We start from the raw sequence: 13,254 nt of genomic DNA on the forward strand, positions 1-13,254 counted from the left end.
GATGCACGGCACCAGACCCCGCTCCCTGATCCGGCCTGACCCAAACGAAAGACCCTAGGCCGGACCGGTCAGGCGGCCGACTGGGCCAGCCACAGGTCGGGGCCGAAGACCTCGTAGTGGATGTCGGCCGGGGAGACACCCTTGCCGAGCAGCTGCTCGCGCACCGCCCGCATGAAGGGCAGCGGGCCGCACAGGTACGCACGCGTGCCGGCCGGGACGTCGACGTCACCGAGGTCGACCAGGCCGGGCCGTCCGACGCCTGCCGCGTCCTCGGCGTCCCGCTCGTAGAAGAAGACCGGCCGCGCGTCCGGCAGCTTGGCCGCGTACGCCTGGTGGTCGGAGCGCAGGGCGTGCGCGCCGGGGGAGCGGTCGGCGTGGACCACGGTCACCGGGGCGTGGTGACCGGTGTCGGCGAGCTGCTCCAGCATGGCGATCATCGGGGTGACGCCGATGCCCGCGGAGGCGAGCAGCAGCGGAGCACCGGTCTCCTCCAGGACGAGGTCGCCGTACGGGGCGGACAGCTGGAGGACGTCGCCCACGTGCACGTGCGCGTGCAGGTGGTTGGAGACCTCGCCGTCGGGCGTCGTGGCGTCGCCGGTCACCCGCTTGACGGCGAACTGCCGCACCGGCGAACCGGGGGCCGCGGTCAGGCTGTACTGGCGGATCTGGCGGGCCCCGTCCGGGAGCTCGACGCCGACCGAGACGTACTGGCCGGCGCGGTAGCCGGGCACCGGGGCGTCGTCGACGGGGCGCAGCTTGAAGGTGGCCACGTCCGCGGTCTCCTCGATCCGCTCGACGACCTCCCACTCGCGCCAGCCCTGCTGCTCGCTCTGCTCGTACAGGCGCTTCTCGATCGCGATGAGGGCGTTGGCCATCAGCCAGTAGACCTCGGTCCAGGCGGCGGCGACCTCGGGGGTCACCGCCTCGCCGAGCACCTCGGCGATGGCCGCGAACAGGTGCTCGTGGACGACCGGGTACTGCTCCGGGGTCACCCCGAGGGAGGCATGCTTGTGGGCGATGCGCTGGAGCATCAGGTCGGGCCGCTGGTCCGGGTTGTCCACGAGGTACGTGGCGAAGGCGGCGATGGAGCCGGCCAGGGCCTGCCTCTGCGTGCCGGCGGCCTGGTTGCCGCGGTTGAACAGGTCGCGCAGAAGTTCCGGGTGGGCGTCGAACAGCCTGGCGTAGAAGCGCTCGGTGATGTCGCCGATGGCAGCGCCGACGGCGGGGAGGGTGGCTCGGACGGTGGCTGCTGACTGCTCGGACAGCATGGTGACTCCTCGATGGCTCGATCGGACGGGCTCGATCGCTCGACTGATCGAAACGATATGAAAACTTGCATTTGAGATGCAAATTTAACGGGCGTGGTGTCGGTCACGCGGGTGACGGCTCGGCCGTTACGGATGGCGGTGCGAGCGGGCAAGATGGGCGGCAGAGCGGTACACCTGCCGTACGCGGGGCGAGCGCCTCGGTGACGGCCGGACTGCCGGGCTCTTCGGCAACATGTGCGAAACGCGGCCGTGGTGTGATGCTCGGGTGCCCGACGGTCTCCCGTGACAGCGAACACAGGCGGCCTGGCCAGCAAGGATGGGGAAGCGGAAGATGGACAAGCAGCAGGAGTTCGTGCTCCGGACGTTGGAGGAGCGCGACATCCGGTTCGTACGCCTGTGGTTCACGGACGTGCTCGGCTTCCTCAAGTCCGTGGCCGTCGCCCCCGCCGAGCTGGAACAGGCCTTCGACGAGGGCATCGGCTTCGACGGCTCCGCCATCGAGGGCTTCGCCCGGGTCTACGAGTCCGACATGATCGCCAAGCCCGACCCGTCCACCTTCCAGATCCTGCCCTGGCGCGCCGAGGGCCCCGGCACCGCCCGCATGTTCTGCGACATCCTCATGCCGGACGGCTCCCCCTCCTTCGCCGACCCGAGGTACGTGCTGAAGCGGGCCCTGGCCCGCACCTCCGACCTCGGCTTCACCTTCTACACCCACCCCGAGATCGAGTTCTTCCTGCTCAAGGACCGCCCGCTGGACGGCTCCCGGCCCACGCCCGCGGACAACTCCGGCTACTTCGACCACACTCCGCAGGCCATCGGCATGGACTTCCGCCGCCAGGCGATCACCATGCTGGAGTCGATGGGCATCTCGGTGGAGTTCTCCCACCACGAGGGCGCCCCGGGGCAGCAGGAGATCGACCTGCGCTACGCCGACGCCCTGTCCACCGCGGACAACATCATGACGTTCCGGCTGGTCATGAAGCAGGTCGCGCTGGAGCAGGGCCTCCAGGCCACGTTCATGCCCAAGCCCTTCTCGGAGTTCCCCGGCTCCGGCATGCACTCGCACCTGTCGTTGTTCGAGGGCGACCGGAACGCGTTCTACGAGTCCGGCGCGGAATACCAGCTCTCGAAGGTGGGCCGCTCCTTCATCGCGGGCCTCCTGCGCCACGCCGCCGAGATCTCCGCGGTCACCAACCAGTGGGTCAACTCCTACAAGCGCATCTGGGGCGGCTCCGAGCGCACCGCGGGCGCCGGCGGCGAGGCACCCTCGTACATCTGCTGGGGCCACAACAACCGCTCGGCCCTGGTCCGCGTCCCGATGTACAAGCCCGGCAAGACCGGCTCCGCCCGCGTGGAGGTCCGCTCCCTCGACTCCGGCGCGAACCCCTACCTGGCCTACGCCGTCCTGCTGGCCGCCGGCCTGAAGGGCATCGAGGAGGGCTACGAGCTCCCGCCGGGCGCCGAGGACGACGTCTGGGCCCTGTCCAACGCCGAACGCCGCGCGATGGGCATCGAACCGCTCCCGCAGAACCTCGGCGAGGCCCTGACCCTGATGGAGAACAGCGACCTGGTCGCCGACACCCTCGGCGAACACGTCTTCGATTTCTTCCTCCGCAACAAGCGCGCCGAATGGCACGAGTACCGCTCGGAGGTCACGGCCTTCGAACTGAAGAAGCACCTTCCGGTGCTGTAGCGCTCGGCTGGATGGGCGATGCCTGTTCAGCGCGGTGCCCCGGTCGCGCGGCCCTGACGAGGCAAGGGAAGCCGGGGCGCGGGGGCGCTACAGGTCTTCGGGCAGCAACCGGAACGCCTTGTGTCCGGTCAGTGGGCGGATCATGCGGAAGTGCAGGTCAGAGGTGAACATCACCTCGGTGCGGTGGGCTGCGGCCAGTGCGACGTTCATCGCGTCCGTCAGCCCGATGCCCTTGCCTCCGTCCGCGTCCTTGTATCCCTCCGCGACGGCGACCGCGGCACTTAGGTGGTCGCTCACGGGCGGCACCTCGAACCGGCGGGTGGCCACATTGCGTTCCACGAACCGCGCGGCCACCACGGCGTTCCCCGCTCCGGCCCTGGTGGCGACGAGGTGGTCCAGCTCGGCCAGGACCATGGGGGAGATGACGAGGTGGCTGATGGAGGCCAGGGCTTTCCTGTGGGCTTCGTGTCCGGTCAGCTTCGGGTCCAGCAGCCGGTACAGCGCGTTGGTGTCGGCGATGGCGATGAGACTCAAGAGCCCATCCCCCTGAGGGCGTCCTCGATCTCGTCGTTGTCGAGGTCGGGCAGCCCCAGGTCGGGGAGGTCGAGTTCGCCCATCGGATCCGTGGGATAGGCGGGAATGTCATCCGCGGTTATCGGCACGACACGCGCCACGGCGACGCCGTTCTTCGTCACCGTGACGGTCTCCCCGCGCGCAGCCGCGGCGAGGATCTGGGAGGATTTCTGATTGAACTCGCGAGCAGTGGCCTCCATGTACTACATGGTACTACCTGCCCCCTCGGCGAGACGAGGTCGGTCTACGCGGGCTGGGGTTCGAAGGGGCGCAGGATGTCCGAATCCGGGCGAACGGCGCCGTAGCTGCCCTCCGGAACCTCGTTCCAGGCGCCGGCGAGGCTGCTGAGGGGCTCCGACACGATCAGGCGGGACTCCTCCGACAGCCCCCGCGGGAACCTGACGTCGGGGTGGAGCACCCGCAGGGCGTCGAAGCGGGTGCTGTAGAAGAGGCTCCGCGAGGCACCTTCGCTGGAGTAGCGGAAGGCCCAGGTCCGGTCGCCGTCGGAGACCGCGACCGTCATCTGGAGCGGGTGCCGCACGCCCTGCTCGCGGCCCGTCCGCTCGACGAACCCCGCCATGCGTGCCACCGCGCCCGGCGGATCGTCGTCGAGGCCGAAGGTGAGGGCCAGGAAGAACATCACCTCGGAGTCCGTCGATCCCTCGATGCGGGAGAAGAGCCCCGGGTCGACGGCCAGGCAGAGTTCCCTCCTGAGCCTGTTGAACTCGTTGATCGCGCCGTTGTGCATCCACATCCACCGGCCGTGGCGGAAGGGATGGCAGTTGGTCTGCTGCACCGCCGTGCCGGTCGAGGCCCGGATGTGGGCGAAGAACAGCGGTGACCGGACGTGCTGCGCTATCTCCCGCAGGTTGCGGTTGTTCCATGCCGGGCCGGTGTCCCGCACGACCGCCGGGCTGTCGGCCTCCGGCGTGTACCAGCCGATGCCGAACCCGTCGCCGTTGGTCGTCTCCACGCCCATCCGCGAGTGCAGGCTCTGGTCGATCAGCGAGTGGTCCGGCTGGTACAGGACGTCATCGAGCAGGACGGGTGTCCCCGCATAGGCAAGCCAACGGCACATGGACGACGCACCTCCACTGTCCGCCCGCACGGCCTCCCGCCTCCGGCAGGTACAAGAACCAGCGTGCGCCGCGGCCCCACCCGCCGCATGCCGACAGGGAAGGGCCCGCGCCTTTCGGCGCGGGCCCTTCCCTGTCCGGTGCCGGCCCAGGCGTCCGGCACGCGCGTCACGCGGGGCGGACGACGCTGTGGATCGGCATGTAGTAGATCGACTCCTCGCGGACGTTCGCGCCCGAGTGCGGGGCGTGGATCATCATGCCGTCGCCGATGTAGATCCCGACGTGGCTGATGTCGTCGTAGAAGAAGACCAGGTCGCCGGGCTGGGCTTCGGAGACGGGGACGGTCGTGCCGACCCCCACCTGGTCCCAGGTGGTGCGCGGCAGCGAGATCCCGGCGGACTTCCAGGCGGCCTGCGTGAGCCCGGAGCAGTCGTACGAGTCGGGGCCGGAGGCGCCCCACACGTACGGCTTGCCCATCTGGGCCCTCGCGAAGTCGATGACCTTGGCGGCCTTGGCGGCATAGCCGGTGCTCGAGCCGGCGCTCGTGCCCGTGCCCGTGCTCGTGCTCGATCCGGCGCTCGTGTCCGCGCCCGTCCCGCTGCTCGTCTGCGCGTCGGAGCTCTTCGCCGCCTGCTCCTGTTGGCGCTTCTTCGCCGCCGCCGCCTCCTCCGCCGCCTGCCGGCGGGCCAGCTCCGCGGCCTTCTGCCGGGCGACCTCCTGCTTCTTCTTCTCGATCGCCGCCAGCCGCGCCTTCTCCTCGGCGGTCAGCGTCGACAGCAGCCGGCGTGCCTCGGCGAGCTTCTGCTGGACGTCCTGCTTGCTGGTCCTCAGCTCGTTCTGCGAGGTGGTCAGCGACTCCAGGATCTTCGCCGCCTCGGTGCGCTTCTTCGCCGTCGCGAGCTGCGCGGTCTGGTAGTCGTCCACGGCCTTCTTCTGCCGCTCGGTGAGCTGGCTCATCAGATGGTCCTGGGCGAAGTACTGCTGGGGGTCCTTCGCGAGCAGCAGCGTCGCGGTGCCGGAGATTCCGCCCGTGCGGTACTGGGCGGCGGCGAACGAGCCGAGCTCGTTCCGCGCCTCGTTCAGCTTCTCGGCACGCTTCGCCACGTCGTCGAGGAGGCCGTTCACGCGCTGGCGCTGCGTGGCGGTTCTCTCCTTCGACGCGTTGTACTTCTCGGTGGCCACTTCGGCCTGGTGGAAGAGGTCGTCGACCCTCTTCTGCACCTCTTCGAGGCTGGGTTTGCCGGGCTGCGCGGGCGCGGCGTTCGCCGTCTGGGACAGCAGGGCCACGGAGGTGAGGGCCGCGGTCGTCAGACCGAGGGCCGGGGACGTGCGCAGTCCGGCGATGCGGGTCGCCGTGGGCCGGGCTTTGCGGTGCGACGCCAAGGGTGGCGACTCCTTCCACGGACCGCCTACCGGGTTAGCTGTCGGGTTCGGGCGGGTGGTCGGAAGGGCTGCCCTACCGTCCCGTGCACGCTGTGGGGGGCGCGTGTACGGGACCGATTCACCCCAGGGATGAGTTGGGTCCCCGGCTCCGGCTGCCGTGAAGCGCACCGGACTCGGCGCAGGCCACCCGTCCCGGCGTTGTTCGCCGGCGGGGGTACGGGGTGCCCGCCGGGCACGCTAGCCAACGCGTGTGACTGCTGTGAAGGTTGGTGCGTGATATGTCCGCTACGTTTTCGTGACTTTCACGGTACGTGTGCGGGTGGCTGCACTCCGGTGGCCACCGGCGTCGGCCTGGAGAAGCACCTGTCGGTTGCCGTCCGGTCTCGGCCGGCGCGGAAGGCGGGTCCGCCGTCAGGGCCCCGGGCCGGGAGTGCGGATAGGCTCTGGCCAGGACGGGCTTGATCCGACGGGAGGCCGGGATGACGGCGCCGGGACGCAGGAGCAGTACCTTCACGCGGCTGCTGCGGCACGGCTTCATCCATGCCTCGGACGCCGAGCGGCTGCTGGAGGGCCCGGACCTCGCCCCGCTCCGGGACGACCCGGTGCTGCTGGAGGCGCTGGGCGCCACCGCCGACCCGGACCTCGCGCTGGGCGGTCTGGTCCGGCTGCTGGAGGCGCAGCCGGAGTCCAAGGCCCGCCGCGAGCTGCTCGACACGCTGATAGCGGCCAAGCCGCTGCGCGACCGGCTGCTCGGCGTGCTCGGCGCCTCCGCCGCGCTCGGCGACCATCTCGCCCGGCACGCCGGCGACTGGCGGGCGCTGGTCACCTACGAGCCGCGCGACCTGCACCCGGGCGTGGAGGAGTTCGAGCAGGGGCTCGCCGAGGCCGGCGACCCGGTCGCGCTGCGCGTCGCCTACCGGCGCTGCCTGCTGTCCATCGCCGCCCGCGACGTGTGCGGCACCACCGATGTCGCCGAGACCGCCGCCGAACTCGCCGACCTCGCCACCGCCACCCTGCGCGCCGCGCTCCGGCTCGCGCGGGCCGCCGCGCCCGAGGACGACGCGCTGTGCCGGCTCGCGGTGATCGCGATGGGCAAGTGCGGCGGCCACGAACTCAACTACGTCTCCGACGTCGACGTGATCTTCGTCGGCGAGGCCGCGGACGGCGCCGACGAGGTCAAGGCCCTGCGCGCCGCGACCGCGCTCGCCTCGCACATGATGCGGATCTGCTCCGAGACGACCGTGGAGGGCTCGATCTGGCCGGTCGACGCCAACCTGCGGCCCGAGGGCCGCAACGGGCCGCTGGTGCGCACCCTCAGCAGCCACGTCGCCTACTACCAGCGGTGGGCCAAGACCTGGGAGTTCCAAGCGCTGCTCAAGGCCCGCCCGGTGGCCGGCGACCTGGAGCTGGGCGGCCAGTACATCGCCGCACTCGACCCGCTGGTCTGGCAGGCCGCCGAGCGCGAGAACTTCGTCGCCGACGTGCAGAAGATGCGCCGCCGCGTCGTCGAGACCATCCCCGTGGCCGAGGTCGAGCGTGAGCTGAAGCTCGGTCCCGGCGGCCTGCGCGACGTCGAATTCGCCGTGCAGCTGCTTCAGTTGGTGCACGGGCGCACCGACCGCTCGCTGCGCAGCGGCTCCACCCTGGACGCGTTGCAGGCGCTGGCCGCCGGCGGGTACGTCGGCCGCGTGGACGCCGTGCAACTCGACGACGCCTACCGGTTCCTGCGCTCCCTGGAGCACCGCATCCAGCTGTTCCGGCTGCGGCGCACCCACCTCGTCCCCGAGGACGAGGCCGATCTGCGCCGGCTCGGACGGTCGCTCGGCCTGCGCAGCGACCCGATCACCGAGCTCACCCGCGAGTGGAAACGGCACACCAGTGTCGTGCGCCGGCTGCACGAGAAGCTGTTCTACCGGCCGCTGCTCGACGCCGTCGCTCAACTCGCTCCCGGAGAGGCCAGGTTGCGGCCGGAGGCCGCGCGGGAGCGGCTGGTCGCGCTCGGGTACGCCGATCCGGCCGCGGCCCTGCGGCACCTGGAGGCGCTGGCCTCCGGCGTCACCAGGAAGGCGGCCATCCAGCGGACCCTGCTGCCCGTGCTGCTGGGGTGGTTCGCGGACTCCGCCGATCCGGACGCCGGGCTGCTGAACTTCCGCAAGGTGTCGGACGCGCTCGGCAAGACCCCCTGGTATCTGCGGCTGCTGCGCGACGAGGGGGCCGCCGCCGAGAACCTCGCCCGGGTGCTGTCGGCCGGGCGGCTCGCCCCCGACCTGCTGATGCGGGCACCGGAGGCCGTGGCCCTGCTGGGGAACGGTGACGCGGGCGGCCTCGAACCGCGCGGGCGCGCCCAGCTGGAGCAGGAGGTCCTCGCCGCCGTCCGCCGTGCCGAGACCGCCGAGCAGGGCGTCACGGCGGCGCGCGGTGTACGGCGGCGGGAGCTGTTCCGTACCGCCGCCGCCGACATCGTCGGCACCTACGGCACCGAGGCCCAGCCCGCCGAGGCGGACCAGGGCGCGCTCGTGGACCGGGTGGGCGGCGCGGTGTCCGACCTGACGGCGGCGACGCTGGCCGGCACCCTGCGGGCGGTCGTGCGCAAGGAGTGGGGGGACACCCTGCCGACCCGGTTCGCGATCATCGGCATGGGACGGTTCGGCGGGCACGAGCTGGGCTACGGCTCGGACGCGGACGTGCTGTTCGTGCACGAGCCGTGGGAGGGCGCTGACGAGCGGGAGGCCGCCGAGGCCGCGTCCCGGGTGGTCGCCGAGCTGCGGCGGCTGCTCCAGGTCCCGAGCGCGGATCCGCCGCTGCTGGTCGACGCGGACCTGCGTCCCGAGGGGAAGTCCGGCCCGCTGGTGCGGACGCTCAGGTCGTACGAGGCGTACTACCGGCGGTGGTCGCTGGTGTGGGAGTCGCAGGCGCTGCTGCGGGCCGAACCGGTGGCAGGGGACGAGGAGCTGGGGCGGCGGTTCGTCGAGCTGGTCGACCCGCTGCGGTATCCGCGCGGCGGGCTGCGCGAGGAGGCGGTGCGGGAGATCCGGCGGCTGAAGGCCCGGATGGAGTCCGAGCGGCTGCCGCGCGGCGCCGATCCCAAGCTGCACACCAAACTGGGACCGGGCGGGCTGTCCGACGTGGAGTGGACGGTGCAGCTGCTCCAGATGCGGCACGCGGCCAAAGTGGCGTCGCTGCGGACCACGCGCACGCGTGAGGCGCTGGCGGCGGCCCGGGAGGCGGGACTGGTGTCCCCGGAGGACGCCTCGACCCTCGACGAGGCGTGGGTGCTGGCCACACGGGTGCGCAACGCGGTGATGCTGGTCCGGGGGCGGGCGGGGGACACGTTCCCCACCGAGCCGCGGGAGCTGGCCGCGGTGGGCCGGTACCTGGGGTACGGGCCGGGGCACGCGGGCGACATGCTTGACGCGTACCGGCGAACGACCCGCCGGGCCCGGGCGGTCATGGAGGAGCTGTTCTACGGCGCGTGAGAGGTGGGGGGGGGGCTGAGGCAGGTCCCCGCCGGTGCCTGGGCCTCCGCCTACGCCTGCGCCGGCCGCAGGGCAGGCGTCCGCCGCGGCAGGGCGTGCGGCAGCGCCCCGTACCAGAGGCGGGCCACCGTGAAGCCGAAGGAGAGGCACAGGACGCCGCCGACCGCGTCGAGCCAGAAGTGGTTGGCGGTGGCGACGATGACGACCAGGGTGGCCACGGGGTAGAGCAAGCCGAGGAGGCGCAGCCACGGGACCGTGCACAGGGCGAAGAGGGTCAGCCCGCACCACAGGGACCAGCCGATGTGCATGGACGGCATCGCGGCGTACTGGTTGGACATGTTCTTCAGGTCGCCGGAGGCCATGGAACCCCAGGTGTGGTGGACCTGGACCGTGTCGACGAAGTGGCCGCCGGTCATCAGGCGCGGGGGCGCCAGCGGGTACAGGTAGTAGCCGAGCAGGGCCACGCCCGTCGTCACGAAGAGGGTGAGCCGGGCCGCCGCGTAGCGGCCGGGGTGCGTGCGGTAGAGCCACACCAGGACGCCGATGGTGACCACGAAGTGCAGTGTCGCGTAGTAGTAGTTCATGCCGATGATCAGCCAAGTCACCGAGTCGACGGCATGGTTGACCGAGTGTTCGACGGCGATGCCGAGCCGGTGCTCGGCGCTCCAGACCCAGTCCGCGTTGCGCAGCGCCTTGGCCTTCTGCTCCGGGACCGCGTTGCGGATCAGCGAGTACGTCCAGTAACTCACCCCGATCAGCAGGATCTCGAACCAGAGCCGCGGGCGACGGGGAGTGCGCAGCCGCTCCAGGACGGTGGGGGCCTGCTCGTCCGTGGCGAGGTGGGGAACGGTCTCTTCCCGGCCTTCCCGGCCATCCCGGCGTGTCACGGTCGAGTCACCCATAGGCACAGAGTCTGCCAGAAAACCGTTCGCCCGCCGGTCATCCCCCGGTCGGGTTCCCGTCGCATGTCCTCCGTCTCAAGGACGACGGCGGTCCCCGGGGGCCGAGGCGGTCGAACCGCGCACCACCAGTTCCGGCATGAACACGAACTCGCTGTGCGGCGCGGGCGTCCCGCCGATCTCCTCGAGCAGCGTGCGCACCGCCGCCTGGCCCATCGCCGGCACCGGCTTGCGGATCGTCGTCAGGGGCGGGTCGGTGAACGCGATCAGGGGGGAGTCGTCGAAGCCCACCACGGAGACGTCCCTGGGGACCTCGAGGCCGCGCTGCCGGGCCGCTCGTATCGCGCCGAGCGCCATCATGTCGCTGGCGCAGACGATCGCCGTGCAGTCGCGTTCGATGAGCGCGGTGGCCGCGGCCTGGCCGCCCTCCAGGGTGTAGAGGGAGTGCTGGATCAGCTGCGACTCGATGACGTCCGCGGCCAGGCCCAGCTGGTCCCGCACGGCGCGGACGAAGCCCTCGATCTTGCGCTGGACCGGGACGAAGCGCTTCGGGCCGAGGGCCAGGCCGATGCGGGTGTGCCCCAGGGAGGCGAGGTGGGTGACCGCCAGGGTCATTGCGGCCCGGTCGTCGGGGGAGATGAACGGCGCCTGCACCTTGGGGGAGAAGCCGTCCACGAGGACGTAGGGCACGCCCTGCGCGCGCAGGCGCTCGTAGCGCTCCATGTCGGCCGTGGTGTCCGCGTGCAGACCGGAGACGTAGATGATCCCGGCGACCCCGCGGTCCACCAGCATCTCGGTCAGCTCGTCCTCCGTGGATCCGCCGGGCGTCTGGGTGGCGAGCACCGGGGTGTAGCCCTGCCGGGTCAGCGCCTGGCCGATGACCTGCGCCAGCGCCGGGAAGATCGGGTTCTCCAGCTCCGGGGTGATCAGCCCCACCAGGCCCTCGCTGCGCTGCCGCAGCCGGACGGGACGCTCGTAGCCGAGGACGTCGAGGGCGGCGAGCACGGACTGGCGGGTGGTGGCGGCGACGCCCGGCTTTCCGTTCAGGACGCGGCTGACGGTCGCTTCGCTCACTCCCGCCTGGGCGGCGATGTCGGCAAGCCGTGTGGTCACATGACCGGACTGTACCGGCCTGCCCCCGCCCTGCACACCGACGGGGCGCCTGGTGCGAGCCGTTGAACGGCCCGCTGCGGGCTGCTGCGTCATCGCGATCCCTCGTGTTCGGTCGGCGGCCGGTCGGCGTCCGGGTCTCGGCGTCCGGTCCGCAACGGGATGATTCCTCCCCCGCCACGGTCTGGCAAGGGCTTGCAGAGTCTTGCACAAGTGTCCGACGGGCCGCCTGCCCGCGTGAAATCAGGGCCGTGGGGCCCGTCCCCAGAGGTCACGAAGTGGTAACCCGCCCGACTTCTTGCACTTTTTTTCTGCAAGGTCTTTCGCGAAGCTTGCAACGCTGTTACGTTCTCGGTCGCCCGGGCGGCGGCAATGGCGCGGCCGGAAGGCGCAGGGCGGCGGACGGGGCCGTTCCCTGTTCACGGGCTTAACCCTCAAGGAGAACTCATGCGGCGTGGCATAGCGGCCACCGCCCTGGTGGCGTCTTTCGCCCTCGCGGCGACGGCGTGCGGCGGGAGCGACAGCGACAAGTCGGACGGCCCGGTGACCATCACCTGGTGGGACACGTCCAACGCCACCAACGAGGCACCGACGTACCAGGCCCTGGCCAAGCAGTTCGAAGCGGCCAACAAGGGCATCAAGGTCAAGTACGTCAACGTCCAGTTCGACCAGGCGCAGAACAAGTTCGACACGGCCGCCGGCTCCAAGGGCGCCCCGGACGTGCTGCGCTCCGAGGTCGGCTGGACCCCGGCCTTCGCCAAGAAGGGCTACTTCGTGCCGCTGGACGGCACCGAGGCCCTCGCCGACCAGGACAAGTTCCAGCCCAACCTGATCAAGCAGGCCCAGTACGAGGGCAAGACCTACGGTGTCCCGTTCGTCACCGACACCCTGGCCCTGGTCTACAACAAGGCCCTGTTCGAGAAGGCCGGCATCACCGAGGCCCCCAAGACCTGGGACGAGCTGAAGACCGCCGCCGCCAAGATCAAGGACAAGACCGGCGTCGACGGCTACTGGGGCTCCACCCAGGCCTACTACGCCCAGAGCTTCCTCTTCGGCGAGGGCACCGACACCGTCGACGCCGACGCCAAGAAGATCACCGTGAACTCGCCGGCCGCCAAGAAGGCCTACGGCACCTGGCTCGGCCTGTTCGACGGCAAGGGCCTGCACAAGGCCGACACCACCGCCGACGCCTACGCCCACATCCAGGACGCGTTCATCAACGGCAAGGTCGCCGCGATCGTCCAGGGCCCCTGGGAGATCACGAACTTCTACGGGGGCTCCGCCTTCAAGGACAAGTCCAACCTGGGTATCGCCACCGTCCCGGGCGGCTCCGCCGGCAAGGCGGGCGCCCCGACCGGCGGCCACAACCTCTCGGTCTACGCCGGCTCGGACAAGGCCCACCAGGACGCGGCCCTGAAGTTCGTGAAGTTCATGACCTCGCCGGAGTCCCAGGCGACCATCGCCCTGAAGAACTCCACGCTGCCCACCCGCGACGACGCCTACACCGAAGAGGTCAAGGCCGACCCCGGCATCGCGGGCTACCAGGGCGTCCTGCCCGCCGCCCAGCCGCGCCCGGCGCTGCCCGAGTACGGCTCCCTGTGGGGTCCGCTCGACACCGAGCTGGCCAAGGTCGCCGCCGGCAAGGAGTCCCTGGACAAGGGCCTGAGCAACGCGGAACTCGAGATCTCCAAGCTGGTCCCCGACTTCAGCAAGTGAGCCGACGTGGCCGTCGGAGTGCTCCCGCGAAGGGGAGGACTCCGACGGCCACCCGCCTGT

General features: G+C 71.0%; 10 protein-coding genes and 1 riboswitch. Of the genes, 3 read left to right on the forward strand and 7 right to left on the reverse strand.

Annotated elements, in window-relative coordinates; translation table 11 throughout:
- Positions 1 to 68: 68 nt before the first annotated feature.
- Entirely contained in the window at positions 69 to 1,268 is a 1,200-nt protein-coding gene (locus tag ACIHCX_RS01980) for a globin domain-containing protein (protein WP_400025675.1), read from the reverse strand.
- A gap of 331 nt (positions 1,269 to 1,599) precedes the next feature.
- Here ACIHCX_RS01980 and ACIHCX_RS01985 point away from each other — a divergent pair, with 331 nt between their 5' ends.
- Positions 1,600 to 2,961, forward strand: a complete 1,362-nt coding sequence (locus ACIHCX_RS01985) for a glutamine synthetase family protein (protein WP_400025677.1) — start codon at positions 1,600 to 1,602, stop codon at positions 2,959 to 2,961.
- Between the two features lie 87 nt (positions 2,962 to 3,048).
- Here the strand turns inward: ACIHCX_RS01985 and ACIHCX_RS01990 are convergent, their stop codons facing one another.
- The 4 genes from ACIHCX_RS01990 to ACIHCX_RS02005 all read right to left on the reverse strand — a co-directional run bounded on the left by ACIHCX_RS01990 (position 3,049) and on the right by ACIHCX_RS02005 (position 5,993).
- A complete protein-coding gene (locus tag ACIHCX_RS01990; protein ID WP_400025679.1) occupies positions 3,049 to 3,495 on the reverse strand; it encodes a PIN domain-containing protein in 447 nt (148 codons plus the stop codon).
- Entirely contained in the window at positions 3,492 to 3,734 is a 243-nt protein-coding gene (locus tag ACIHCX_RS01995; RefSeq protein WP_400025681.1) for a type II toxin-antitoxin system Phd/YefM family antitoxin, read from the reverse strand. Before ACIHCX_RS01995 ends, ACIHCX_RS01990 begins: the two co-directional genes overlap by 4 nt.
- A 44-nt stretch (positions 3,735 to 3,778) precedes the next feature.
- Positions 3,779 to 4,612, reverse strand: coding sequence for a class II glutamine amidotransferase (locus ACIHCX_RS02000; RefSeq protein ID WP_400025682.1), 834 nt, complete (start codon positions 4,610 to 4,612; stop codon positions 3,779 to 3,781).
- Positions 4,613 to 4,778: 166 nt separating this feature from the next.
- Positions 4,779 to 5,993, reverse strand: coding sequence for an NlpC/P60 family protein (locus ACIHCX_RS02005; protein WP_400025684.1), 1,215 nt, complete (start codon positions 5,991 to 5,993; stop codon positions 4,779 to 4,781).
- Between the two features lie 7 nt (positions 5,994 to 6,000).
- Positions 6,001 to 6,182: riboswitch (cyclic di-AMP (ydaO/yuaA leader) on the reverse strand.
- Positions 6,183 to 6,472: 290 nt separating this feature from the next.
- Between ACIHCX_RS02005 and ACIHCX_RS02010 the strand changes: the two genes are divergently transcribed.
- A complete protein-coding gene (locus tag ACIHCX_RS02010; RefSeq protein ID WP_400025685.1) occupies positions 6,473 to 9,469 on the forward strand; it encodes a bifunctional [glutamine synthetase] adenylyltransferase/[glutamine synthetase]-adenylyl-L-tyrosine phosphorylase in 2,997 nt (998 codons plus the stop codon).
- Between the two features lie 50 nt (positions 9,470 to 9,519).
- Here ACIHCX_RS02010 and ACIHCX_RS02015 read toward each other — a convergent pair whose 3' ends face one another.
- A complete protein-coding gene (locus tag ACIHCX_RS02015; protein ID WP_400025686.1) occupies positions 9,520 to 10,371 on the reverse strand; it encodes a phosphatase PAP2 family protein in 852 nt (283 codons plus the stop codon).
- A 75-nt stretch (positions 10,372 to 10,446) separates the two neighbouring features.
- Positions 10,447 to 11,481, reverse strand: a complete 1,035-nt coding sequence (locus ACIHCX_RS02020; RefSeq protein WP_400025688.1) for a LacI family DNA-binding transcriptional regulator — start codon at positions 11,479 to 11,481, stop codon at positions 10,447 to 10,449.
- Positions 11,482 to 11,925: 444 nt separating this feature from the next.
- Between ACIHCX_RS02020 and ACIHCX_RS02025 the strand changes: the two genes are divergently transcribed.
- Positions 11,926 to 13,194, forward strand: a complete 1,269-nt coding sequence (locus ACIHCX_RS02025; protein WP_400025690.1) for an extracellular solute-binding protein — start codon at positions 11,926 to 11,928, stop codon at positions 13,192 to 13,194.
- Positions 13,195 to 13,254: the final 60 nt, after the last annotated feature.

This window comes from Streptomyces sp. NPDC052043 (assembly GCF_044548235.1).
Classification (GTDB): Bacteria; Actinomycetota; Actinomycetes; order Streptomycetales; family Streptomycetaceae; genus Streptomyces.